Genomic DNA, 25,289 nt, shown 5'->3' on the forward strand with positions numbered 1-25,289 from the left:
CCCCTGTTCACGCAACAACCTCAACATAACTCGACTCCCCGCCCCCCTCCGCCCCCGACAACCACCCCCACACAAACCGCAACGTCGTCCGCCCCGCCTCATCAAGCCCCACCACGCCCTGCGACCAACCCGCACGAATCTCGCCATCGGTGGTGATGCACTGATAAAGCAGCTCGATACTGTCCGGCCCGGTCACCCGGCCAACCTGGTTGCCCAGGCGAATATGCCCACCCGCATAAGTCCCCCAAACCGCCTCGCCTTCGACGAAGTAGTGAAACACCGTGCGCGCATCGGACAACCCCTGAGCATTGTTCGCCACGGAAAAGCGGCGGTTGTTCAAGCGTTCGGTGATTTGCGAAAAAGCAGATTGCATAAACAACGCATCCTTAGTCGAGAAGATCCATTCCAACCTTCGGGCATCCTAATCCATTGCTTCCGCGCAGCTAGGCTCTACAGCCGTTTTCTGCCAACCCAACCGCAGAGCCACGTTTGACGGCCCTCCCGGCCCCACCTAGTCTGCCCAAAACACCCTTACAGCTAAAACCGAGTTCACGAGAGGCAAGATGAGCAACTTCCCAATCGTCGCCACCGTTCTCTCAATGATCCTCGGGCTCTCCGTCACCCGCCTGCTGCTCGGCGCACTGACGGTATTCCGCATCCGCCGCGTCGCCAAGCCAGATTGGGTGGCACTGGTCTGGGCGGTGATGCTGTTTACCACGCAGCTGGAATTCTGGTGGGCGGTTAACGCACTGTCGACGGTGAAACAGAGCTTCTCGTTTCTCGAATTTCTACTGTTGGTGATGCTGACACTGTCGCTGTTCGTCACGGCGGCGTTGCTGCTGCCGAGCCGCAGTGAGGATGAGCAGAACGGGCTGCGCGTGTATTTCGAACAGGATGGGCGCTATGCATTGCTGTCGCTGTCCACGTATCTGTGCCTGGGGCTGATCGTCAATGTCACGCTGTTTGAGGCATCGCCGGTGGCGCTTTGGGGTTTGCTGGATGTGATCATGATTGTGTTGCCGATTGGCGCGTTTTTGGCTCGGTCGCGGAAAGCGTATGCGGGGATTACGCTGATTTATGTGCCGATTAATGTGATCGATACGCTGATTTCGCTGGCGAATTAACTCCCCCCTGTAGCGAGAGAGCTTGCCCTCGATGGATCGCGAAACGGCTCACGCTCATCCACTCCACAAAGACATCGCAAAAACAGCTCTAACTGCCCTGTTGAAGCAATTTCTAGACTTTGTTTAAAAACACCCCAAGTTACGTCATCCCAACCTACAACGCCTTGCGCCGTTGCCTACGACTACGCCAGAATCCGCCGGCTTGTGCGCCTTGGATGCGGGTTCTATTGTGGGTCGGTCACTGAATAGCAGTGATCGGGTTTGGTAGCCCGTGTATACAAGGTGCGCAATTTCACTATTGGCGAAAGTCTTCGCCTGGCTTTTATGGTGGTCATGCGCAGGGCGCTTTCGAGCGCGCCGGTTTTCCTTGTGTCCCGGTCTACCAACCTGTGCATGGCCGCCACCCATCGTTTGGTAGCGAGAGGGTGATGGCTCCTTTTTAAGCGACACAAGGAGTTACATCATGTTCAAAATCACACCGAATCCGCCAGAAATTGATCCGATCTCAGGCGACGAATCTCCAGACGCCAAGAAATTCAACGAAGCCGTCGACCGCGCCCTCTCCCATTACCTCGGCCCTGCCCCGGAAATCATGCTCACCCCGTACCAAACCAACAAGATGTTCATCGCCAACCCGAACACCAAGACTGAGGAACTGCTGGTGAATGCCAGTGAATCACTCGGCTCGGCCTCGGTGATGCTTGGGGATGTGATCGGGCTGGTGCACGGACCGGCACGCAAGACACTGCAAGGCATTGCGCAGGTGGTAATGCTTGGGGAGTTGGCGGTGAATAGGGCGTTGGATAACGTGGTGCCGGTGGAATAAGCGGCGCTAACCATGGCGGCGGTTAGGCTGCCGCCATGCCGGAATCAATCTGAAAAAATGAGCATAACGGCAGGTTTCGGCCAGTTGCGGTCGTTCGTGACAGGTTAAAATCGGCCAAAACGGAGATTGCCTTGTTTGGATTGAAGTCTGACAACAAAGCGCAATACATATCGTTGATTTCGCCAACCTGTTCAGCCTATCGATGCGCCAGAGATGCTTCTGAACGACAAATTATAATAGAAAGCTTTGCCTGCCGGCGGGTCAAGGGGAAGCGTTGTTACCAATTACGATTAATCCTATCTGAAATAGCAGATAGGAGAGAGCTTACCGATAAGTGTTCAGCCTAATGAATGAGCCTTCATCCTTTATAGATGAAATGATATCTCTTCTATCTAAAGACTCTGCGAAGCGCCTATTCCGTTCAGTCTTTTCCAGCTTGGGTCGTTTTTTACGCTGTGATAAATCCGAATAAGGATAATCCAAGGCTGACAATGCGACGAGAATTTCTTCGATGGACAATATATCAATAAAGTTATAAAGGATATCTTTGCGTTTGGTTTTTTCTTTGACATGAGTGAGACAATGGGAGATTAATGAGAGATCGAATACTCTCTCATTGAGATCTTCTCGCCCAAGTACTTGCCCGGCGTACTGTACGAGCGACGCGTCTGCTTTGAGTTCATCCACGGTCAAATCACTTAACAAATAACACTTTTGGTCTAACGGGAGAGCGGACGCCAGGAGCAGCCCTTTAATTTCGGGACTTAGAGGATACTGTTTTATTCCACCCCTATAGGTTTCGAAGTTCTTGATGATTATTGTCTTTCTGAGTACTGTTGACGCCTCGGTCATCGCAAAAGATTTTTCATTAAGGCGGACAATGAGTAAATCAGCCAAAACTAATAGCCGCTCTTCAGGAAGATCGCTTGGAAAGCTCACATAATGAAAGGGGATGCTTTTACAAAGATGTCGATAACTTTTATCGCTCAGCGCTGTATTGGAAATTATGAACCAGCTCAAATTTTTGGTTTGTTCGGAAGCATCACTTAACTGTGGAATTTTCTTTTCAGAAAGTGGTTGAAATACATTTTCACGATTAAGAACTTCATTGAGCCGATCTTCGTTGAGCCCCTCAACAGCGTGGAAGCGCAGGATATTGACCCACGTTATGGCAATGTGCTCCTCATACATAAGGTCGTCCCACAGATAGGTCGGTAAGCCATCGAAGGTCGAGAAAACGTGGTCTTGCTGTAAGACAAACTGAATAGCTAGGCTTTCATCAACTTTGGGGTGATTGACCAAGCTAAGTATCGCCTGAGGAGATTCTTGTACATTTCCTTCTATTGCGCATGCGACATCACGCAAATAATTATTGATCTCTCTGTCGATATAAGCGTTTAAGCAGGCGCTCCCAAAATTACTGATCGCAGTATAATTTGATTTTTCAGGGTCAAATCGAGTAGTGCTTTCTTTGTATTCAGTAGTTGGTACAAAAGCATGAGCCAGCAAAAATCTGACATTACCTACAGAAAGTCGATAAAGATCTTTTTGATGAACATATTCAAAAAGTTCGATGTGACTCGAAATATCGCCGAGTTGTTCAACTTTTACGCCCAGCAACCCAAGCACCTCGAACCCTTGTTCGAAAACCAAGTTCTCAGAAAATATTACTGCAGCTTGCGCGGAGATGTAGTTGGTTAACGCCAAATCAGCATTCATTTGGCTAGAGATATAAGACGGATCGAGGTGGGCAATGATTCGCGCGATGTGCTGTGTTGCAAGGGGCGTGTCGATAGACCCTACTCCGTAACCTGGCCAATGTGTAGCTACGGCCTGAGTCAACAACGACGAGTGCTTGCCCATAAGCCAGTACGCCTCGAAGAATTGACTGGTTTCTGGCAGGTGCTTCGACAAGTAGTTGATGATTAACTGTATCCTTGGTGAATCCGGAACTCCGTCAAGTTGGTAATCAATGAGATTGATGTTTAAAGTGGCCCCTGAACCGAAGTCTTCTTCGCGAAGCTCTTCTATAACTTCTGATGGGTTATCGATCATCAGTGTTGGATCAGATGTCCTGAAGTCGCGGATTGCCAGGATGAAATCCCAATCATTACGGGACATCCGACCTTCGTGAAAAATGGATATATAGAGGTGATACGTCTCATCAAGATAGCCGTTTCGAATCAAGTAATTAAGTAAGCGGCTATCTATAATCTGGTGTAGCTCTGTCACATCCCCTATCTGAAACTCTACCAAGCTCAGAAGATGATATAGCGGCTGCCGAGCCAGAGAAGATCTCTCCTCTTTCAGCTTTTCAATTTTTAAGTTGATTTCGATCCTGCTTTTGACAGCCTTATTGATGATGTTTTTGTGTCGCTCAACAAACGTGATGCCAGGTGTAATAGTTTCTTCAAGCGCTCTAAACGACAATGACAGATGGATTTTTTGCTCGTTATTGTAATAACTGTTCCTAGGCTTACCGCGGACGGCTAAATTCGCCTCTTTGAAAAGCTGCTCAAAGTTATTCCACTCAAGTATTTCCTGGGCCGTAAATATGCTGTCTCCCGCATACACACTAACAATGTCATATTCAGTGAAAGCGCTACACAAGTGCCCCCAAAATATCTTAATTAGCTCTATGACATCTTTGCAATTTTCTTCTTCAGAGTCTGCAATGAGATTCCTCAAAGATTCAATTTCACTATCTATTTTCTTTGCCGACTGGGTCAAGATGCATGTTCGCTGCTGGACGATTTCGAACAGCGCACCGTTTCCATGGTGTAGGTTTTCGAAGTCTTTGGGATAAGCATTTTTGTAGATGATCGCTGCTAAAAGCTTACTAAAATTCAGCTTGCTCGATCCAACTTTCTTCTCATAGATAAAAAACTCGTTGCTAATATTTTTAATTAGACGCATATCATCTAGATACAGCGCAACCTCTCCGATAAATCTGTCGCTTACATCCTCAGCATACCCCGCCGCATGAATGCATTTCTTAAGAATTTCACGGGAATTAGAATTATTGATTACCGGGATGATGGGAACGATAAAATCGAAGAATTTAGCTCTATCCTTATTGAAAAAAATATCATCTTTTATTGCGTAAAAAAACTTCAGCGGCTGATTTCTTCTGAAAGAAGAAAACAAGAACGACCGTTGTGGCCGATCATTTATTATTTTATTGATTTCCCGCAGCTTTATAAATATCTCGGGATTCCCGAATCGATCCAGATCTTCAAAAACCACCAAATCATAATCATTTTCTTCGAAGAAATAGATTATTTCGTCAAGGTGTTTATTAAGTATTGAACTCTCAGGTATTCCGTCCAACTCCACCGCACCACTTTGCAGAGACAACTTCTTTACCGATATTGAGTGTGAAGCCCTCAAGGCTTTTGAAATCAACCTTGCCAAGTATAATAAGGTATAGGCAACAGTAAAAATCCAAGGCCAACCTAACGTGCCAGAGCTGAACGCTTTTAGTAACTCATCATGATTCTTGTACAGTAAACCGATGGCCACTGCCCAGCCTACAAATAGGATGGCGTTGAGTTCAATCCATCGGGGCCTGGAAATTCTTTTGAATCGTGAATACGGTAAGGTTCCGGCCCCGGCACCGTACAGCATTTGTTGGAGGATGCTGCGTTCGACCCTTACAGTCACATCCTTTTCCGGATCTTGATCTTGAGTGTTCAACGCATTGGGATCACTGAATGTCGCTAGGGATACATTCAGAAAGCGGTATGAAGAGTTTTTTTCGAAGGTCTTGATGACACTGGTCTTGCCTGACCCATAAGGACCTGTGATGGCGACGTTTCGCACCGCGGGATTGCGCATGGCAAACTCAAGCGCCGCTTGATAGAGGCCATCTTGATCAGCGGCATCGATAGGGGCTAAATCAAAAAATTCGTTGCGAAGAGATCGTTCAGGTTGAAATCGACGTGCCAGCATTTTAAAAATCGAAGTGCTTTTGAGCAGTGCAAGTACCGATTTCAATAGCTTCATTTCTACCTTCCTTGACCTCTATTGAACTGTCTTTCAGATGCCATCTAGCCATCTATGCAGTTTCTCAGAGTGGCAGTATGCCTTCTCAATGCTGGGTAGTAATGTGCTTTCGAGCAGCCAGTGTCTGATCACCGAGCTAATTGGCCTCTCAAGCAAAATTTCATGCTCACATTTGAGTTCATTGGACCCTTTGCTGCCGTTGGCAGAGTGGCTGCTTTTGGCCGGTAGCGGTCGCTTGCAAATGTCCTCTTCTGGCCGAAAGCTGATCCAGCACCATCTGCTCACCACCCAGTCAAAAAAACGGCTGCTTCCCTGATTACGCAGCCTCCTCACCCCTTCTTCTTAATCAATTTATTCAAGTAATACCTCAAACTCCACCGATCCTTCGGCCGCGGTTTATAGTGCGTTTTATTCCTCTGCCCCGGCTCCCCTCCCACCCCACTCGCCGTGTAGTAATAAAGCGCAATCGACCGCCGAGTGATGTGTTCCGGCGTAGTCAACGGCTCCGGATGCCCATGGTTACTGTCCTTGTCCGTATTAAAAATCACACACCGGTTATAAACCGGCAGCACCTTCTTCAGGCATTTCTTCATCCCCACATCCCAAAGCTCCAGGTTGCCGCCATACGCCTCCTGCCAGTCCTCGGTCAGGTAAATGATCACGTTCAGCCGCCGCTCAACATTGAGCTTTTTGTTCAGCCGAAAGTCCGAGTGCACGCCGAGGAAGCCGCCGGTTTTGGTTTCGTGCAGGCCGCCGCCGGCGAAATAAGGGTCGGGGATTAGCCCTTGAATGCCGGTGAGTTTTTCGAGGAATTCCAGCATGGGTGCGGAGTTGAAGGTGTTGAATACGTTCTTCAGGTACGGGTTGCAGGCGTTGGGGCTGATCTGGCGTTTGAGTTGGCCTTTGTAGCCGCGCTCGTAGGTTTGTTCGTTTTGGGTCGGTTCGACCGGGAAGTGTTCGCGGATGCTGGCGATGACGTCTGCTTGCAGGAAGTTGTCGATGACGATGTGCGGGAATGGCGTGGCCTGGGTGTACTCGCTGGTCAGCGATTCGCCGAAAGCGCTGGCGGCGGTTTGGTCGAAGTCGAGTTCCGGGGTCAGGCTGATGGGGAGTGTTTGTGTGTTGGCTTGCATTGCCGCTCCAATTAACTTGAATGCTTTCAGGTCATGTCAAACAGGGCCAAACGTTGAGTGCATCGCCGCTATTTGTTTGCTGAGTACAGGTGCGAGCAGGTTGCCATGTCGGCGATGGCCTGCCGAGTGTCCTTTGCTTAAACGTGGCGCGGCGCTGTTACGGCATGTTTCCGACTGTCACAAACGCGTCATATTGCCTCTGCTAGTCTTCTCGGCGCCCTGCCCTACACCCCAGTCCTAGAGCCCCCAAACGAAGGTGCCGCCAAGGTGTTTCCGACTCCTGTTCGCCAACAAATCATCCTGCGCTCTGACAATCTCCGTTCCGATGACTTCGGGGCGATGTTCTCCAAGCTCTTCGGCAATCGCTATGCCGATACCCCGCCGCTGCCGTCGAACATCATCATTGGTGGGGTCTACGGTCGGCATGACGGCGTGAGTTTTCGTCGCATGTATTACCACGGCGATTTCACCGTTGCCTTCCCCGATCCGCAGGACGAGATCACGTTTGTCATTCCCACTGCCGGCAAGATCGTTTTCAACCATGGCACCGAGTCTATCGGGGTGTCGCACGTTGGGCTGGCGATTGATAAGGCGGATATCCGTTCGATGCGCTTTGTTGATGATCATGCGCATCACGGGATGTCGATCAATCGGCACCAACTCACTGAGCGGTTGTCGGCGCTGTTGGATAAACCGATTGTGGAGAAGATCGTTTTTGCGCCGCGTGTGGATCTGAATTCGGCGGCGTTTCAGGGGATCAAGGCGTTGATTGATCTGGCCACCGGCACCGAGTTTGATCTGTTGCTCAACAGCGGGACATTGATGCCGTCGCGGTTGCGCGAGATGTTGGTGGATGCGGTGCTGGAGGCGTGGCCGCATAACTTTTCCGAGGCGTTGCGGCGGCCGACGGCGATGGTTGCGCCTCGGCATGTGAAGCTGGCGGTGGAGTTTATTCAGGCGCATCCGGAGCAGTTGGTCAGTGGTGTGGATCTGGCGCGGTTGAGCCATGTCAGTCAGCGCGCGTTGCAGGAGGGTTTTCGGCGGTTTGTCGGGATGTCGATTGTGGCGTATCAGCGGCAGGTGCGGCTGGAGCGGGCTTATGAGGTGTTGAAGCAGCGGGGTTCGGGGTCGGTGACGGAGGTGGCGTTGCGGTTCGGGTTTAGTAACGTGGGGCGGTTTTGTCGGTATTTTCAGGGGGCTTATGGGGTGAGTCCGGCGGAGTTTCGGGCTCGGGGGTGATCGGTTCTTATGCTGGAATGCTGATTGTGGGAGCTGGCTTGCCAGCGATGGCGGTGAGTCAGGCAATGGAGATGTTGGCTGGGCTGGCCCTATCGCTGGCAAGCCAGCTCCCACAAGGATTTTTGGTGTGGTTGAGATTGTCGGCATCCCATAGGGATTTTTGGTGTGGTTGGGATTGATGGCAACTCATAAAACCTTTGGTGTTTGTTGGATTGGGGTCTTCCTTGACCCCGCTGCTTTTAGAACGCGTAGCTGGCTTTTAGGCCGCCGTTGAAGCCATGGCTGTCGCCGCCGCCATTGGCGCCGACTTCTGCACCCAGGCTCAGGGCGCCGAGGCTGGCCATCACATTTACACCGCCGCTGAACTGGTCGCGATTATCAAAAGCCGCGCGTTGTTCGATGTCCAGGCCCAGCAGGTGGCTTTGGCTGTCGACCTGGTTGTCGCCCAGTGTGCGTTCGTAACCGACTTGTACGCCCGGCACCAGTTGCCATGCGCCCATTGCTACTGGTGCGAAGCCGACGTTGAGGTTGGCGACGGCGCTGCGGCGGGTGGCGCTGTTGTCGTCGACGTCGAGTGACAGTTCGCTGCCCTTCTCTTTGAAGCCGTTGAGATCGAGGTGGCTGATGCGGAAGCCCAGGCTCGGCTCGAAGGTCATGCCGTTGACCGGGGCGCGGTAGCCGAGGGCGACGGTGGCGCCGGTGAGGTTGCCGTGGCTGTTGCCTTTCGCGGTGCCGAGGCCGCCGCCGAGGTCGCGTTTGCTGTCGTAGTCGATGTAGCCGGCGCTGGCGTTGGCGTCGACGAACAGGCCTTGTTCGAGGCTGGTGAAGCCGTAGCGGGCGCCGACGTTGAGGAAGGTGAAGTCGGTGTCGGCTTCGCCACCCGAGCCGCCGACAGTGCCTTTGCTGTAGCCGAAGCCGCCACGTGCGCTGAGCTGTTCGCTGAAGCGTTGGGTGATGCCGACCATTAGGCCTTGGCTGTGTTCGTTGCTGCTTTCGGCATGGGCCGAGCCGTCGGTGCCGAGGTAGCTGGCGAGCGCGGTGGTCCACAGGCGGTACTGGCCGACCTTGAGGTCGCTGCCGCTGGCGAACGGCGCGGCGGCTTGTTCGATCATCGCGTTTTGGCGCAGCAAGTAGCTGGCGGCGTCGGCGTGTACCTGACCGCCGACCTGGGATTCGACACCGCCGAGGGTGCCGGCGTCGATGGCCGATTGCAGGTAGTAGTTGTAGGCGCTGTAGGTGCCGGACAGGCTGGTGTTCTGCAATTGGCGGAGCAGTTCGGCCCCGGCAGCGGCGTTGCCGATCAGCCCGGCCTGACCCGGCAGGCTGTTGTATTCAACCAGTTTGCCGCGCAACACATAGATGGTTTCCTGCGACAGGCCGAGACCTTGTTTGAGGTAGTTGTCCATGCTGCCGTATTGCGCGGTGACTTCGTCGAGACCGGCCTGCAAGTAGCTGGCCTGCACGCCGAGCAGTGGCTCGTAGATGGCGGCCATGCTCGGCGGCAGCGCTTTGAGCGTGGCGGCGACGCGGGCGGCGGTGTAGTCGTTGGTGGCGAGGTAGTTGGCCATGATGGTCGCGTTGTCGACCCCGGCGATGCTCTGCAACACGGCGGCGGTCCAGCCGGTGCGGTCCTTGCCGGCGGTGCAGTGGAACAGTTGCGCGGCGTCGACGCTGGCCAGTTCATTGAACAGCACGCCGAACTGGCCGCGCATGCCGGCGTCGCTGACGAAGGCGCGGTTGGTCTGCTCCATCATGGCGATGGCGTCGGCGGCGCTTTTGAAGGAGATGTTGGTAATGTTTGAGCCCGAGGTGGTGCTGCCGATGATGTCGATGTTCTGGTAGGTCGCGCCGCTGATCAGGGTGTCGGGGGTGGCGGCGATTTCACTGGGGGTGCGCAGGTCGTAGATGGCTTTGATGCCGAGGCTGTTGAGGGTCGCCAGATCGCTGGCCGTCGGGGTCAGCGCGTTGGAGCGGTAGAACACGCCGCTGCGCATCGTGCCGTCGTGGGCCGTGGTGTACGCGGTGGTGATGCCGGCAATGTCACGGAAGTTGTCGATGCCTTGCAGGCGCGGCGTGTCGAGCGGCACGGACTCGGCAGCGTGGGCGGCGGCGATGGACAGGCTCAGTACGGACAGCGAACACAGAAGACGTTGAAACACAGTGCAGCCTCATTGGGATAAGCGTTGGGCTGCTGACTATGGGTAATGAAGTGATATCGAATATGACAGTTTTGCTTTGAATGAAAATGGCTGCGCGATTGGGCCATGGGGTGCGTGATTGGTCCATTTTTGAAGGAAATCGAAGATCAAAAATGTGGGAGCGAGCTTGCTCGCGAAAGCGGTGGGTCAGCTGCGGGGATGTTGGCTGGGCGGACCTCTTCGCGAGCAAGCTCGCTCCCACAGGGGATGTTGGGTGTTTGCGGAATTCGCGGATCACCTTAATCAGTGTGGGGATCAGGCTTTGTTGAGGGCGTGCAGGATCCGTTCAAGCTCGGGCCGTGTCCACCGCTCCCACGGGAAGACATCCCGGGTGTCGCCCGTGTGCCACTCCTGAACAACGAGTGAGCGGCAGTGTGTTATTAATTCACAAATTTTCAAAGGATCACGGCCCATGCATCACCGCAATGTGCGAATCGTCGCCCAGCATCTGCTGTCGGACAACTGGTACCTGTTGAAAAAGATCGACTTCGAATTGCAGCGCCGCGACGGCAGTTGGCAGGCGCTGAGCCGCGAGGTGTACGACCGTGGCAATGGCGCGACGATTGCGCTGTACAACCTGGCGCAACGCACGGTCATCCTCATCCGCCAGTTTCGTATTCCGACGTTCGTCAACGACCATGACGGCTACTTGATCGAAACGGCGGCCGGGCTGCTGGACAACGCCGGTCCCGAAGAGCGCATTCGTCTGGAGGCCGAGGAAGAAACCGGTTATCGCGTGCGTTCCGTGCGCAAGGTGTTTGAAGCGTTCATGAGCCCCGGTTCGGTCACCGAGCGCCTGCATTTTTTTGTCGGTGAATACCATCCCGAAGACCGCGTCAGTGCCGGCGGCGGTCTGGCCGATGAAGGCGAAGACATTGAAGTGCTGGAGCTGCCTTTCGAACAGGCGCTGGCGATGGTCGACGACGGCCGCATCATGGATGGCAAAACCATCATGCTCCTGCAATACCTCAGGCAGATCATGCCGTCCTCACCGGCCCTGACGATTCTGCTGGCCGGGGCCAATCTGCAGGCGCTGCAAGCATGCGCTAGCGAGTTGCTGCAGGCCGGGCACTTTCCACTGCTGGCCAGCACAAGCAGCATCGAAGATCAGGCTCATTATCATGACTACGCAAAAGCGCTGCTGCAGCGCTGCGACGCGGTGCTGGAAATTGGCGGTGAGTCAGAGGGCGCGGATCCGCTGGTGGAGTTGGCTCGACAGCGGGGACTGGTGGTTTACCACGACCCGCGCGAAGTCCCCGCTGCCAAAAAGCGCTGATCTCAGCAGCTCTGCCCGACAACTTCAATCTGTGTAAGGCCAACCCGTTCGGCCTGCTCGAGGATTTGCTACGGTGTTGAGTCCGCCGTGGGCATGAGCAGGCCGTTTTCGGCATCGCCAAGATGCAACTCCAGCAAGTGCATCGCCGCTTCGTGCTCGGCAAGCTGCGCCTCTTTGAGGTCAAGTTCGTACGTACGCGGCTCGCCGTTGAACAGGTACTTCAGGACAAAGTGATTCATGGTCTGCTCCTTGTAATCAGTGAAAGGCAACTGAATATCCTGACGCACCAGTCAATTTTTAGTTCAACTGCATCGCGGTACCGAGAAATCTGCTGGATCGCTGCAAACTTTTCGCTGCGCCGGGCGTCCCTTTCTTAACGGCCGACATGGCTTGGCAACTCTAACCAGCTGACCTCAGCTAAGGACTGGCGATGACCTTTTTCATTTTTCTTCTGGCCTGCGCAGCGGCGGCAAGCACCGGGATTATCTTCAAACCGGGCGCGTGGTATGAGTCGCTGAACAAACCCTCTTTCACCCCGCCGAACTGGGCGTTTCCGCTGGCCTGGACGGTGATTTATCTGTTGCTGGCCTGGGCCGGTTACCGCTTGAGCCTGATCCCCGGCAGCCAAGTGGTGTTGGCCCTGTGGGCGGCACAGATTGCGCTGAACACGCTGTGGACACCGGTGTTTTTTGGCGCGCATCAGGTGTTCGCCGCAATGGTCATCCTGACGCTGCTCTGGCTGGTGGTGGCGGCCATGGTGGTGCTGGCGTTGCAACTGGACCTGATCACCGGGTTGATCCTGTTTCCCTATCTGGCGTGGCTGTGCGTGGCGGCGGCACTTAACTTCTCCATCCTGCGCAATAACCGCACATGAGGGATACCAACGTGAACACGCAAACGCCCTGGCCACAAGGCGAGCGCGAGTTAGCGCAAGTGCGCGACTTCAACAAAAAGCTCGCCTGGCTGCCACGCTTTAAAATCCGCAATCGTCTGACGCCGAGGCTGATTCAGGGTTTGCTGCGGGTCAGTCAGCTCGGCGGCGACGCTAAAGTGCTCAAGCATGGCCTGACGCTGCAAAGCAAAGTTCTCGCAAGCGGCGGCGCCCTGCGGATCATTCGGCCCAAGGGCAAATCCACCGGCGTGGTCCTGGATTTTCATGGCGGTGGCTGGGTGATTGGCAATGCGCAGATGAACGACAACTTCAACATCGCCATCGTCAACACCTGCAACGTCACCGTGGTGTCGGTCGATTACCGGCTCGCGGTGTCGACGCCGATTGAAGGTTTGCTCGAGGATTGTCTGTGCGCGGCGCGCTGGTTATTGAATGACGAAGAGTTTGCCGATCTGCCGGTGGTGGTCGTCGGCGAATCGGCGGGAGGCCATTTGGCTGCGGCCACCTTGCTGGCGTTGAAGCCATTCCCCGAGTTGTTGCAGCGGATCAGCGGCGCGCTGCTGTATTACGGCGTCTACGACTTGACCGGCACGCCGAGCGTACGCGCCGCGCCACCTGAAACGTTGGTGCTGGATGGCCCGGGCATGGTCGAAGCGTTGCGCCTGCTCACGCCGGATCTGACGGATGCGCAACGTCGCCAGCCACCGCTGTCGCCACTGTACGGCGACTTCAGCGACTTTCCGCCGGCGCTGATGTTGGCCGGGGAGCTCGATCCGTTACGCGACGACACGCTCGACATCGCCCAGCGCTGGGCGCAATGGGCGCCGGTCGAAATGTACCTGTTGCCCTCCTCGCCCCACGGTTTTATCCACTTTCCCACGGCCATCGCTGAGGGTGTGCTGGCGTACAGTCGGCAATGGATTTCGGCGCGCGTCGCCGCCGCGACTCAACCGGCTTGAAGCACAGCAGCTTCGTACAATTGCCGATAGGCGGTGACTAACTGTTCCAGGGAAAAGGCCAGGTTGCGCCCGCTGGGGTTGGGCAGCACCCAGACCGCCGCGCCGGCGAATGTCTCGGCCTGCAAGCCCCACGGCACAGCCTTCAGACCGGATAAGCCGAGATAGGCCGCTTTACCGAGAAACGCCAGATGGCGCGGCCTGTAGCGGGCAATCTTCTGCTCGAACGCTGCGGCGGCAGCCACGAATTCCTGCGCCGACACTTGATCGGCGCGCGCGGTTGCTCGGGCGACCACGGCGGTCAATCCACAGTGATAAGCCAGAATCGAGCGGTCGTTTTCCGGGCGCACCTCTTCAGGGGTGAACCCGGCCAGGTGCAGCGTGCGCCAGAAGCGATTGCTGCGCCCGGCGAAGTGATGCCCTTGCGCCGCCGCGAGCAAGCCGGGATTGATTCCGCAAAACACCACGGATAAATCCTCCGCGAGAATGTCTTCAAGAACGTTCATGACGTCACTCAGCCGCAAATAACGCTGACGGCGTTTCGCACGATAGCCGCCAGTTCTTCACGGGACTTCCCCGCCCGCGCACGGATCGAGATGCTGTGCAGCAGCGAGGATGCCAACACCGCCAACGCGGCGAGGTCGCTGCCGGCTTTCAGTTCACGGTTGTCCAGCGCGGTTTGCAAACGTGCTTCGAGATCGGCATCGAGCTGGCTGAGTCGAGCCGATAGCACATTGCGGATTTCCGGGTCTTCCACCGCTTCAGTGGTTGCCGTGCCGATGGCAAAGCAGCCGCGTGGCTGGCCGTCACCCGAGAAATAGATCGCCAGTTGCCCTTCATAAAAACCGTTCAGCGCTTGCGCCAGCGTCAGGCTGCTGTCGGTCAGCGCCGCCTGCATGGCGATGTGCGCGGTGTCCCAATATTGGTCGAGAGCCTTGATGTACAGCGCGTGTTTGTCACCAAACGCGGCGTACAGACTTGGGCGGTTCATGCCGGCGGCGCTGGCGATGCTGTCCAGCGAGGCGCCGGAGTAGCCGGTGTTCCAGAACACGCCGAGCGCTTGTTGCAACGCGGTCTGCGGGTCATACGCACGAGGACGGCCGCGGCCTTTTCCTCCTGTCGGTTTATTTTGTGCCATGTCGTATAAATTCCTTGCAAGGAGAAGAACTCGCTCATATTCTTACACCATCGCACAAAATTAAGGAACCAAAAATTCCTTGGTTGCCAGGTTTGTTGTAACGCAGCTCGAATCGGGTGTGACAACGACGCAACAGCGGTCAGGAGCGATCCTCCCCCACCGCGCACGGTTTTGCTTTCTCGCAGCAATTAATGACGTCGCGGCCACAGGCAGATTGCCCGGGTCGGCCCGATTTCCCGGTTCAGGTTTCAACACTTGGAAACAGCAGATCATGACCAAGCCCTTTGATCTCACCGCAGAACAAGCCAGCGCCCAGCCGGTTTCAGACCTTGCCACGGCAACACCGAAAAAACCGCTCAAGCAACGCTTGCGTCCGCTGTTGATGGCCGGCGTACCCGCGCTCTTCGCCGTGATCGGCTACGGCCAATACGTCGCCAACGCGCCGTTCGTCTCGACCGACAATGCCTATGCCCGCGTGGCCAAAGCCTCGATCAATGCACGGGTTTCCGGGCAAGTGGTCGAGATTGCCGTCGACGACAACCAGCCCGTGCGCAAGGGCCAAGTGCTGTTTCGGATTGACTCGCAACCGTTGCAGATCGCCGTCGACCGCGCCGAAGCGCAACTGGGCAATGCACGTCTGCGCATCGACGGCCTCAAGGCCAGCTACCGCCAGCAACAGGCCGAACTGCAATCGGCGCGGGCGTCAGCGGATTACGATCAGAAAGAGTTCACCCGCAAGAAAGCATTGATCGCCAGCGAGTTCGTCTCCCGGGCAGTTTATGAGCGCGCTGAAACCGACGTGAAAGTCTCGCGCCAACGCATCGCCGCCATCGAACAACAGATCGCCAGCACCGTGGTCGCCCTCAACGGCGACCCGGACATTGCCGTCGATCGCCACCCGACCGTGCGCGAAGCCAAGGCCCAGCTCGACGAGGCGCAACTGTATTTGTCTTACGCGACGGTGACCGCGCCGGCCGACGGCATCGTGGCCAAGGTCGACGATTTGCAGGTGGGCAATTACGTCAATAACGGCAGCGCGGCCTTCGCGTTGATTTCTGATCATGAGATCTGGGTCGAAGCCAACTTCCGCGAGACCCAACTCACGCATATGCGCCCCGGGCAGACCGCGACGATCACGCTCGACACCTATCCGGATCGCCCCTTCAAAGCCCACGTCATCAGCATGAGCCCGGGAGCCGGTGCCGATTTCGCCCTGCTGCCACCGGAGAACGCCACCGGCAACTGGGTCAAGGTCGTGCAACGGGTGCCGGTGCGCCTCGAACTCGACGACGCCGACCCGGCATTGCCGCTGTTCTCCGGCACCAGTGCGACGGTCAAGGTCGACACCGGGCACCGCACGCCTTGGTGGTATCCGCTCAAGTCGTTGTTCAGTGCAGGTAACGCGTGATGAACGCCACCGCCCGAATGACCACGGCCGACCTGCGCCTGTTGCGATTCGTCGCGCTGCTGGCGACCTACCTGCAATCGATGAATCTGCCGTTGCCCAATGCGGCCCTGCGCTTGATCCAGGGCAGTCTGTCGATGACCGATGATCAGGCCGGCTGGATTTTCACCGCTTATCTGGCGGCCAGTGCGATCACCTTGCCGATTGCGCAATGGCTGGCCGCATCGTTCGGTTTGAAGCGGGTTTATCAACTGGCGCTGCTGGCGTTTGCCCTCGGTCTGTGGCTCGGCACCTTGGCGAGCATGCCGCTGGAGTTCATCGCCGCGCGCATTCTGCAAGGCTTGGCCAGCGGAGTCTTGGCGCCGTTGTCGATGGCGATTGCCGTGGAAACGCTGCCAGCGGAAAAGCGTCCCGCGTTCGCCCCGAAATGGACGGCGCTGGTGCTGTTCGGCATCGTCAGCGGCCCGAGCATCGGCGGCTTGATCTGTGAGTACTTCGACTGGCGCCCGATGTTCTACCTCAGCCTGCCGCTGACCGCGTACATCTTCATGGTGGTGACATTGCTGCTCGCGGAGAAACAAGCCGAGCAACGTCCACCGTTCGATTTCTTCGGTTTCGGCACCTTCACCCTCGGCATGATCGGCCTGCAGATGCTGCTCGATCGCGGCGAGCGTCTGGACTGGTTCGACTCACTGGAAATCTGCCTCGAAGCGCTGGCCGGCGTGCTCGGCCTGTATTGGTTCTGCGTGCATCGGCTGACCGCCAAGACGCATTTCATCAGCAAGGCGTTGCTCGGCGATCGCAATTTCGTCCTGTCGACGGTGATGTTTTTCGCCCTCGGTTTTGTGCTGCTGTCGACCATGGCGCTGACCTCGCCGATGCTCGACGAAATCATGGGCTATCCGCCGGACACTACCGGTTTCCTGACCATCCCGCGTGGCATCGGGCTGGTCGGCGCGTTCCTGTTGATGGGCCGCGCGCCGGGCTGGATCGACAGCCGCGCGTTGATCGCGATCGGCATTGCCCTGGTGGTCTACGCCAACTGGCTGATGCTCGGTTACTCGCCGCTGATGGACTGGACGCCGGTGGCGGTGAGCGGGTTCATCCAGGGTGTCGGCCTTGGTGTGTTGATGCCGGCGCTGAGCAAGGTCGCGTTCAGCACGATCAACCCGACTTTGCGCCCGGAAGCCAGCGGCATTTTCAACTTGATGCGGGTCTACGGCAGCACTCTCGGCGTCGCGGTGGTGCAGATCTTTTTCTTCAACAACACCCAAGCCATGCACGTGGCGCTGGTCAGCCATCTGACGCCTTATCGCACAGTGCTGCCGACCTCGCTGCCGGCGCTGGAGGGTTTGAACCACCTGGTGACTCATCAAGCCGCGTTCGTTGCGGTCATGGGCCAATTCAAGATTCTGATGCTGGCGATGCTCGTGGTGAGCCCGCTGGTGTTGTTCCTGCGCAAGCCGGCTGCGGCCAACTGAATTTCGTGGAGTGTGCACAATGAAAACGTCCAAGCGTTTCACCCGTTCTGCAATCCCGAGCACGTTCAGCGCACTGGCGCTGTTGGTGATGCTGTCGGCCTGCAGCGTCGGCCCTGACTTTCAACGGCCAGACGCAAGCTCATCGCAGCACTACGATCAACAGGCTGAGCGCCCTTCCGCCGATCAGCGCTTCGACATGGGCCAGCGCATCAACGGTGACTGGTGGTCTGCCCTGCGCTCGGCAAAACTCGATCAGGTCATGCGCCGCGCCATCGCTGGCAACCTTGAACTGGTCGCCGCCGATGCCACCCTGCGTCAGGCCGCCGCCTCGGTTGCGGCGGCGGAAGGTGCGCTGTATCCGCAGGTGGATTTCGCCGCGGCGGGCGGTCGGCAACGCACCCACAACGGGCCGGAGCCCAGCGTCGCCAATGTCTATGCAATCGGGCCGCGCGTTGCCTTCGATCTGGATGCCTTCGGTGGCATCCAACGCGAAGTCGAAGGCCAGCAGGCGCTGAGCGATTTGCAGAAACACCGCTACGAGGCGGCGTACCTGACATTGACCGGTGACGTCGCCCGCCAGGCGCTGCTGCTCGCGTCGGCGAATGCGCAGATCGCGGCGGTGCAAACGCTGCTGAGCAATGATGCGAAGAACCTCGATCTGGTGCAGCGCGCGCAGCAGAGCGGCAGCACGACGCGGATTGATGTGTCGCTGGCCGAGACCCGTCTGGCCCAGGATCGCACGCTGCTGCCACCGCTCGCGCAACAGCGCGATGCGGCGCGGCATGCGTTGTCGATCCTCGCCGGCAAAGGCCCGGCCGACTGGATCGCGCCGGACTTCAGCCTCGACGAATTCACCTTGCCAGCGAACCTGCCGGTCAGCCTGCCCTCGCAGATGGCGCGCACCCGGCCGGACATCCTCCAGGCCGAGGCCGAGCTGCACATGGCCAGCGCCGCTGTCGGTGTGGCGACGGCCAATCTGTATCCGCGCGTCGAACTGTCGGCGTCACTGGCGCAAGCCGCCTCCGGCAATGGCGGTGCAGCGTTATGGGGATTCGCCGCCGGGCTGACGGCGCCGATCTTCAATGGCGGCACGCTCAAGGCTGAACGTCAGGCGGCGGTCGACGGCTACAACGCCTCGCTCGCGCGCTATCAACAAACAGTGATTCAGTCGTTCGGCCAGGTCGCGGACAGCTTGCAGGCGATCCATCACGGCGCTGAGCAAAGCCTCGCGCAGGACGACGCATTGCGCGCTGCCGACAGCAGCTTTCGCCTCAACCAACAGGCTTACGCCAAGGGCGAAAACAGCGTTCTGCAGGTGCTCGAAGCCGAGCGTGCCTACGAGCAAGCGTTGCTCGGCCAGATTCGCGCGAAGACCACACGCTATCTCGACACGGTGCAACTGTTCGTGGCGCTGGGCGGCAACGCCGTTGGCGTCTTCGAGCAGAAAGTTGCCACGCGCGAACGCACTGACCAAACCCCGCTGTAATCACTGACACTGGAGAATTACCATGACCTACGAAGCCTTTCACGATGCGCTTCGCGACACCCGCTGGCCGCTGAACAACGGTGCAGGCTCGATGCCGGCCGTTGGCTTCGGCACCTTGTTTCGCGATTTGAGCACCACCACCGACGCGGTCAAATGCGCGCTGGAGGTGGGTTTCCGTCACTTCGACTGCGCCGAGCGTTATCGCAACGAAACGCAAATCGGCATCGCCTTTCAGCAGGTCTTCGCTGCCGGGCAGGTTCGCCGCGAAGACGTGTTCATCACCACCAAACTGTGGAACACCAACCACCGCCCCGAGCGGGTCAAACCGGCATTCGAGGCGAGCTGCCAGCGCTTGCAGACGGACTACATCGATTGCTATCTGATCCACACGCCGTTCGCGTTCAAGGCCGGTGATGATCAAGACCCGCGAGACGCTTTTGGCCATGTCATCTACGATGGCGAGATCACTTTGCTCGACACCTGGCGTGCGCTGGAAAGTCTGGTGGATGAAGGTCGCTGCAAATCCATCGGCCTCTCGGACATCACTCTGGAGGCGTTGAAGGTGATCGTCGCAGCGGCACGGATCAAACCGGCCGTGGTGCAGATCGAATCGCACCCGTACCTGCCGGAATGGGAAATGCTCGAGTTCTGCCAGGCACACGGCATCATCTTGCTGGCGTTCGCGCCGTTGGGCCACGGCATGGAACCGAACGTGCTGGAAGACGCCGTGCTGACCGGCATCGCCCGCCATGTGCAGAAAACCCCGGCGCAGGTGGCACTGGCGTGGGCGGTGCAGCGTGGTACGGCGTTTCTGACGACGTCAGCGACGCCGAGCCACATTCAGGAGAATTTCGATATCGCGACCTTGCCGCAGCGGGCGATGCGTGAGATCAAGGCAGACATCAGCACGCGGATTCGCTTTAACTCGGTGGTGGAGACTGGGGTGCCGGGGTTTATTCCCGGGCGTAAGTCTTGAAGTGTGTGGCGTGACGTAGATCGTGGCCCTCACCCCCCGCCCTCTCCCGGGGGGAGAGGGAGCCTGATTGCGTGCTTTTCAAATCCTGAGTTCGACTTGATATTTCAGGTCGGCGGACAGCGCAAGACACCTCGGTCAGTCCCCTCTCCCTCCGGGAGAGGGTTAGGGTGAGGGGCTGCCATTAAAAGTGAACACCGACCCACCAACACCACACAACCCACCATAAGGCGGAACAACGATGGACGTTTTCCAGAGCATGCGCTTCTTCGTCGCCGTCGCCCAAAGCGGCAGCTTCACGGCCGCCGCCGAACTGCTCGACACCACCACGACCAACGTGTCCAAAGCCGTGTCCGCCCTTGAAGCGCGTCTGCACACCCGCCTGATCAACCGCACCACCCGCCGCCTCGCCCTGACCGAAGCCGGCCTGCGCTACCTGCAACGCTGCGAACGCATACTCGACGATGTCCGCGAGGCCGACGAAGAGGCCGGCACCGCGCAAACCCTGCCCGTGGGCCGCCTGAAAATCCATGCGATGTCAGCCATCGGCAACCACTATGTGATCGACGCCATCGCGCGCTATCGCGAGATTCACCCTACGGTGATGTTCGACCTGACCCTGACCAACCGCGTCCCGGACCTGCTCGAAGAAGGCTACGACATGTCCATCGTACTGGCCCGTGAACTGCCGGATTCCGGCTTCGTCGCGCAACGTCTGGGCATCACCTACAGCATTCTCTGCGCGTCGCCGGCCTACCTGGCAAAACGCGGCATGCCCCACTCGCCCGCCGACCTTGGCGAGCATGAGTGCCTGCGCATCGTCAACACGGTGATGCCGGTGGAGAACTGGACGTTTGAGGGGCCGCAAGGCATGGAGACCATCACCATTCCCCTGTCGCCCTTTCACATCAACACCGCCGATGGCATGACCATCGCGATCAGAAAAGGCATGGGTATCGGCATTCAGCCGATCGCATCGGCCGTGGATGGCCTGCGGGCGGGGACGTTGGTGCGGGTGTTGCCGGAGCACCGGCTGGAGGAGTTGAACCTGTTCGCGATTTATCCGTCGCGCAAGTTCGTTGATGCGAAGACTAAAACCTGGGTGGACTTTCTCAAGCTGTCGATCCCGGAACTACTGGCATCGGATGAACAGATTGCTGGAGCAAGAAAGCACTGAGTGCAGCAGACAAGGAGTGTCGACCCTCCCTCCTCTGCACTGAATCAACTGGAGCAGCCAGTGCCCATGACCTGATATTGCAGAACATGGCGCTCGCCATGGGAATCTTCATAGGTCATCTGAACCGGTACGGGCGCGCACTCGTTGGCCGGCTCGGTGATCGAGATCACATGCTCGATGTCGAGATTGGTCGAGTAAGCGTAGGTTTCAACCGGAAGATTCTCGGTCGGCACTGTATTCGCATACGCTTGCGCGCCCAGCGTGCCAAGCAGTAACGCCATTGCCATTTTCATTGTGTTCATGATGTTCACCGTCTCGTTGAGTGAGCCACTTCAGCGTGATTGCTGGTGGCCTGGAGACGATGCTAGGGAATGACGGCAGAGGGAAAAATCGGCCGGGGGGACAAACACTGTTGCCAAATCGGCGATGAATGTCTGGACTTGAAAAAAACGGACTCTCTGAAGAGAGTCCGCCGAATCCGCCAAAAGTCAATTCGGCATCAGCACCGTATCGATTACATGAATCACGCCGTTGGACTGCATGACGTCAGCAATAGTAATGGCGGCTTTGCCGCCTTTGGCATCCACCAACCACAGTTTGCCATTGCTGAGCATGACGGTCAGTGATTCGCCCTGGACGGTTTTCAGCATCACTTTGCCGTCGTGCATTTTGGCTTCTTCCATCAACTGTTTCGCGGTGTGGGTGCCGGGCACGACGTGGTAAGTCAGAATCTTCGTCAGGTCTGTTTTGTGTTCTGGTTTGACCAGCATATCGACCGTCCCGGCAGGCAATTTGGCGAAGGCCTCATTGGTGGGGGCGAAGACGGTAAACGGCCCTTTACTGTTAAGGGTATCAACCAGTCCGGCAGCCTTGACCGCTGCGACGAGTGTCGTGTGGTCTTTTGAGTTGACAGCGTTTTCGACAATGGTTTTCGTCGGATACATGGCCGCGCCGCCGACCATGACGTTACCGGCAGCGAAACCGAGTCCAGCGCCAAGGCTCAGCACTGTCAGGCAGGTGAGGACGATGCGTTTGAAGAAAGTATGCATGATGCGTCTCCTGAATTCGTCGACCCTTCGAGTGAGGGTATTGAATTTACGGAGCAGGGGTTGAAATGGATGCAGCGTGGTGAAAATGTTTTATACCAGCGCCCGCTCGGCCCTTGGCATGAAGGTCTTGCACAACGACAGGTGCAGGGCTTATCGGAATTTCACTCCAGCGCTTGAACGCTTGCCGCCCCCGTAAAACACCTCGCAACCACCACAGTGCCGCGCCAGTCGAGGCGATGAAAACGGCTGGGCTCACGCAATGTAAAAGAAATACAGGGCCAGGCCCAGCAACTGCATGATCAGCAGGATAGAAAGCACATGATTGCAGCCCTTCCACGCCTGGCTCACCGGTTGGTTTTTTGCCACTCGGTAGCGAAGGTAACTGTCGAGTGAAAGAGACGCTGTGGGGATGAGCACGAACAAAAACGTCAAAAAGAAATTAAACATTTCCTTTGCTCATCGACTCCCAACAGGAAACCCGGTGTGTTCGCTGCATTTTGCGCTGCTCAAGTCACTTGAACAGTTAGCGTAGCTGATAGGGCAAACCCTCAACGCCGCGATTAAATGGCAGAATCCCCTGACCCTGATGATTTCGGAGACCACAATGCTTCGCGTGTTTGAACAACGGCTCGACCCATTTCCTCCCGACGAAGCACCACCCCCGCCCGTTGGCCTGATGCGGTTCCTGTGGGCCTGCACGCGCGGCGCACGCGGCTACATCCTCGCGTTGGCGCTGCTCAGTGCCGGCGTGTCGATCTATGAAGCCTGGCTGTTTTCCTTTCTCGGCCAGGTTGTCGATCTGCTCTCGACGTGGCAGGCCGGCGGCGGTGTCAACGCGCAGGAAAGCCGCGTGCTGTGGGGCATCGGCATCGTCTTGTTCATCAGCATCGGCCTGGTGGCGCTGCGCACCATGGTCCAGCACCAGGTATTGGCGATCAATCTGCCGCTGCGGCTGCGCTGGGACTTTCACCGGTTGATGCTGCGGCAAAGCCTCTCATTTTTCTCCGATGAGTTCTCCGGCCGGGTCACGACCAAGGTCATGCAGACGGCATTGGCCGTGCGCGAAGTGCTGTTTACGCTCATCGAAATCGCGCCGGGCATCGGTGTTTATTTCATCGCGATCATCGCCCTGGCTGGCGGTTTTGCGCTGAAACTGATGCTGCCGTTCATTGCCTGGCTCGCGTTGTTCGGGCTGGCCATGCTGTATTTTGTGCCGCGCCTGGGCAAAGTCGGCCAGGAACAGGCCGATGCGCGATCGTCGATGACCGGACGGATTGCCGACGCCTACACCAACATCACCACGGTGAAACTGTTCTCGCACTCCAAGCGTGAAGCGCACTTCGCCCGCGCCGCCATGGAAGATTTCAAGCTCACCGGTTTTCGCCAGATGCGTCTGGTCAGCCAGTTCGAAATCGTCAATCAGGCACTGGTGGTCGGGCTGATCATGGGCGCCGGCGGCTATGCCCTGTGGCTCTGGCATCTGGGTCAGGTCGGCACCGGCGCCGTCGCGGCGATCACGGCGATGGCGTTGCGCATCAACGGCATGTCGCACTGGATCATGTGGCAGATGACGTCGCTGTTCGAAAACATCGGCACCGTACAAGACGGCATGGCCACCCTCACCCGTGGCCCAAAAGTGCAGGATGCGCCGAACGCCAGCGTGCTGGTGCCGGCTGGCGGCGCGGTGTCTTTTGACAAGGTGAACTTCAACTACAACGGCGAACGCCAGGTCCTCGACAACCTGAGCCTGCACATCCGCCCCGGCGAAAAAATCGGTCTGGTCGGCCGTTCCGGTGCGGGCAAATCCACACTGATCAATCTGCTGCTGCGCTTCTATGACGTCGACAGCGGGGAGATTCGTATCGACGGGCAAAACATCGCGCAGGTGACCCAAGACAGTCTGCGCAGCGCGATCGGCATGGTCACCCAGGACACCTCGCTGCTGCACCGTTCGATTCGCGACAACATCGCCTACGGCCGCCCGGACGCCACCGACGACGACATCCGCCGCGCCGCCGCCAATGCGCAGGCCGACGGTTTCATCAGCCAACTCAGCGACAAGCAAGGCCACAGCGGTTACGACACCCTGGTCGGCGAGCGCGGCATCAAGCTCTCCGGCGGCCAGCGCCAACGCATCGCCATTGCCCGGGTGATGTTGAAGAACGCACCGATCCTGCTGCTCGACGAAGCCACCAGCGCGCTGGACTCTGAAGTCGAAGTGGCCATTCAGGAAAGCCTCGATGAAATGATGCAAGGCAAAACCGTGATCGCCATTGCGCATCGGCTGTCGACGATTGCAGCGATGGATCGACTGATTGTCATGGACGAGGGGCGGATTATCGAGCAAGGGACACACACTGAGTTGCTCAACAGAAACGGCATTTATGCGCGGCTCTGGCAGCATCAGAGCGGTGGGTTTCTGGGTGAGGATCAGGGCGTGGCGGCGGCGATGGATCAGGCATGAGGTATTCAACAGGCTCAGGCCGGCCACCGACGCATCTCACGTTGATCAGTTCGGTGGACACCGAAACCGGCAGCCTGGTGTTTGCCGACACCGAAATCGGGGAGCACAGCGTGCAATACACATCACGTGCCGAGTTGCTGAGCATGCTCAACAGCCTTTTGCGTCAGCGCGTGCCCATTGCTGTCGGTGGCATGCTCCCCGGGCCTGCTGACGAAGTCGACGTGTTAATAGCGAGCAAATTACTTGAAGGGCCGTACATAGAACTGTCCTGGTCCGGCCCCGGGCGATGGACCCTGCGCGAAATCGATGCCACTGCTGGGCAATGGCAACAAGTACCTGACGCTCGAAGTATGGCCAACGTGTCATTCGATCCGGGGTCGTTGAAATTCTTACGACGGTAGAGGATGTCTTCGGCCAATCGCGGACTCACGGCCCGCAAACCTCCGCTCTCGGCCGGCGCTGCCCTT

The 25,289-nt window shown here is 57.3% G+C and carries 22 protein-coding genes and 1 pseudogene; 13 read left to right on the top strand and 10 right to left on the bottom strand.

Annotation, left to right across the window (positions count from 1 at the left end):
• Positions 1-7: 7 nt before the first annotated feature.
• Positions 8-373: a hypothetical protein gene (locus WA225_RS22280; RefSeq protein ID WP_422609628.1), complete on the bottom strand. Its 366-nt coding sequence runs from the start codon at positions 371-373 to the stop codon at positions 8-10.
• A 190-nt stretch (positions 374-563) separates the two neighbouring features.
• On the opposite strand from WA225_RS22280, the gene WA225_RS22285 reads away from it, so the two are divergent.
• Together WA225_RS22285 and WA225_RS22290 are read left to right on the top strand one after the other, a co-directional pair.
• Complete coding sequence (locus tag WA225_RS22285; RefSeq protein WP_422609629.1) at positions 564-1,124, top strand: hypothetical protein; 561 nt, start codon at positions 564-566, stop codon at positions 1,122-1,124.
• Between the two features lie 463 nt (positions 1,125-1,587).
• Positions 1,588-1,950 carry a DUF6124 family protein gene (locus tag WA225_RS22290; protein ID WP_110719778.1) on the top strand — a complete coding sequence of 121 codons (363 nt, stop codon included), beginning with the start codon at positions 1,588-1,590 and terminating at the stop codon, positions 1,948-1,950.
• A 324-nt stretch (positions 1,951-2,274) separates the two neighbouring features.
• On the opposite strand, the gene WA225_RS22295 is transcribed toward WA225_RS22290, so the two are convergent.
• Entirely contained in the window at positions 2,275-5,955 is a 3,681-nt protein-coding gene (locus tag WA225_RS22295) for a hypothetical protein (protein ID WP_422609630.1), read from the bottom strand.
• A gap of 329 nt (positions 5,956-6,284) precedes the next feature.
• Entirely contained in the window at positions 6,285-7,088 is an 804-nt protein-coding gene (locus tag WA225_RS22300) for a 2OG-Fe(II) oxygenase (protein WP_422609631.1), read from the bottom strand.
• Positions 7,089-7,355: 267 nt separating this feature from the next.
• On the opposite strand from WA225_RS22300, the gene WA225_RS22305 reads away from it, so the two are divergent.
• Positions 7,356-8,327 carry an AraC family transcriptional regulator gene (locus tag WA225_RS22305; RefSeq protein WP_422609632.1) on the top strand — a complete coding sequence of 324 codons (972 nt, stop codon included), beginning with the start codon at positions 7,356-7,358 and terminating at the stop codon, positions 8,325-8,327.
• Between the two features lie 239 nt (positions 8,328-8,566).
• On the opposite strand, the gene WA225_RS22310 is transcribed toward WA225_RS22305, so the two are convergent.
• Positions 8,567-10,486, bottom strand: a complete 1,920-nt coding sequence (locus WA225_RS22310) for a tyrosine-protein phosphatase (protein ID WP_422609633.1) — start codon at positions 10,484-10,486, stop codon at positions 8,567-8,569.
• Positions 10,487-10,937: 451 nt separating this feature from the next.
• Between WA225_RS22310 and nudK the strand changes: the two genes are divergently transcribed.
• Complete coding sequence (gene nudK / locus WA225_RS22315; RefSeq protein WP_422609634.1) at positions 10,938-11,801, top strand: GDP-mannose pyrophosphatase NudK; 864 nt, start codon at positions 10,938-10,940, stop codon at positions 11,799-11,801.
• 2 nt (positions 11,802-11,803) lie between these two features.
• Here nudK and WA225_RS22320 read toward each other — a convergent pair.
• A pseudogene (locus WA225_RS22320) lies at positions 11,804-12,040 on the bottom strand (hypothetical protein).
• Between the two features lie 191 nt (positions 12,041-12,231).
• Here WA225_RS22320 and tspO point away from each other — a divergent pair.
• Positions 12,232-12,675 carry a tryptophan-rich sensory protein TspO gene (gene tspO, locus WA225_RS22325; RefSeq protein WP_422609635.1) on the top strand — a complete coding sequence of 148 codons (444 nt, stop codon included), beginning with the start codon at positions 12,232-12,234 and terminating at the stop codon, positions 12,673-12,675.
• 11 nt (positions 12,676-12,686) lie between these two features.
• Positions 12,687-13,652 (top strand): alpha/beta hydrolase, encoded by a 966-nt coding sequence (locus WA225_RS22330; RefSeq protein ID WP_422609636.1) that lies wholly within the window; start codon positions 12,687-12,689, stop codon positions 13,650-13,652.
• On the opposite strand, the gene mug is transcribed toward WA225_RS22330, so the two are convergent.
• Complete coding sequence (gene mug / locus WA225_RS22335) at positions 13,640-14,155, bottom strand: G/U mismatch-specific DNA glycosylase (RefSeq protein WP_422609637.1); 516 nt, start codon at positions 14,153-14,155, stop codon at positions 13,640-13,642. The two genes, WA225_RS22330 and mug, sit on opposite strands and share 13 nt — an antisense overlap.
• 8 nt (positions 14,156-14,163) lie before the next feature.
• Positions 14,164-14,787 carry a TetR/AcrR family transcriptional regulator gene (locus WA225_RS22340; RefSeq protein WP_422609638.1) on the bottom strand — a complete coding sequence of 208 codons (624 nt, stop codon included), beginning with the start codon at positions 14,785-14,787 and terminating at the stop codon, positions 14,164-14,166.
• 271 nt (positions 14,788-15,058) lie between these two features.
• On the opposite strand from WA225_RS22340, the gene WA225_RS22345 reads away from it, so the two are divergent.
• The 5 genes from WA225_RS22345 to WA225_RS22365 all read left to right on the top strand — a co-directional run bounded on the left by WA225_RS22345 (position 15,059) and on the right by WA225_RS22365 (position 21,309).
• Positions 15,059-16,195, top strand: a complete 1,137-nt coding sequence (locus WA225_RS22345) for an HlyD family secretion protein (protein ID WP_422609639.1) — start codon at positions 15,059-15,061, stop codon at positions 16,193-16,195.
• Complete coding sequence (locus tag WA225_RS22350) at positions 16,195-17,673, top strand: DHA2 family efflux MFS transporter permease subunit (protein ID WP_422609640.1); 1,479 nt, start codon at positions 16,195-16,197, stop codon at positions 17,671-17,673. The genes WA225_RS22345 and WA225_RS22350 overlap by 1 nt, the downstream gene beginning before the upstream one ends.
• Before the next feature lie 19 nt (positions 17,674-17,692).
• Positions 17,693-19,159 (top strand): efflux transporter outer membrane subunit, encoded by a 1,467-nt coding sequence (locus tag WA225_RS22355; protein WP_422609641.1) that lies wholly within the window; start codon positions 17,693-17,695, stop codon positions 19,157-19,159.
• A 22-nt stretch (positions 19,160-19,181) separates the two neighbouring features.
• Positions 19,182-20,135: an aldo/keto reductase gene (locus tag WA225_RS22360; RefSeq protein WP_422609642.1), complete on the top strand. Its 954-nt coding sequence runs from the start codon at positions 19,182-19,184 to the stop codon at positions 20,133-20,135.
• Positions 20,136-20,373: 238 nt separating this feature from the next.
• Positions 20,374-21,309 (top strand): LysR family transcriptional regulator, encoded by a 936-nt coding sequence (locus WA225_RS22365; RefSeq protein WP_422609643.1) that lies wholly within the window; start codon positions 20,374-20,376, stop codon positions 21,307-21,309.
• 44 nt (positions 21,310-21,353) lie between these two features.
• Here WA225_RS22365 and WA225_RS22370 read toward each other — a convergent pair whose 3' ends face one another.
• The 3 genes from WA225_RS22370 to WA225_RS22380 all read right to left on the bottom strand — a co-directional run bounded on the left by WA225_RS22370 (position 21,354) and on the right by WA225_RS22380 (position 22,805).
• Positions 21,354-21,611 carry a DUF2790 domain-containing protein gene (locus WA225_RS22370; protein WP_422609644.1) on the bottom strand — a complete coding sequence of 86 codons (258 nt, stop codon included), beginning with the start codon at positions 21,609-21,611 and terminating at the stop codon, positions 21,354-21,356.
• A 186-nt stretch (positions 21,612-21,797) separates the two neighbouring features.
• Positions 21,798-22,358 carry a fasciclin domain-containing protein gene (locus WA225_RS22375; protein WP_422609645.1) on the bottom strand — a complete coding sequence of 187 codons (561 nt, stop codon included), beginning with the start codon at positions 22,356-22,358 and terminating at the stop codon, positions 21,798-21,800.
• Positions 22,359-22,610: 252 nt separating this feature from the next.
• On the bottom strand, positions 22,611-22,805 hold the full coding sequence (locus WA225_RS22380) for a hypothetical protein (RefSeq protein ID WP_242207451.1): 195 nt from the start codon (positions 22,803-22,805) through the stop codon (positions 22,611-22,613).
• 157 nt (positions 22,806-22,962) lie between these two features.
• On the opposite strand from WA225_RS22380, the gene WA225_RS22385 reads away from it, so the two are divergent.
• Together WA225_RS22385 and WA225_RS22390 are read left to right on the top strand one after the other, a co-directional pair.
• Complete coding sequence (locus WA225_RS22385) at positions 22,963-24,822, top strand: ABC transporter ATP-binding protein (RefSeq protein WP_422609646.1); 1,860 nt, start codon at positions 22,963-22,965, stop codon at positions 24,820-24,822.
• A complete protein-coding gene (locus tag WA225_RS22390; RefSeq protein WP_422609647.1) occupies positions 24,819-25,223 on the top strand; it encodes a hypothetical protein in 405 nt (134 codons plus the stop codon). The genes WA225_RS22385 and WA225_RS22390 overlap by 4 nt, the downstream gene beginning before the upstream one ends.
• Positions 25,224-25,289: the final 66 nt, after the last annotated feature.

The sequence above is a fragment of the Pseudomonas sp. genome (genome assembly GCF_049300855.1).
Taxonomy (GTDB): Bacteria; Pseudomonadota; Gammaproteobacteria; order Pseudomonadales; family Pseudomonadaceae; genus Aquipseudomonas.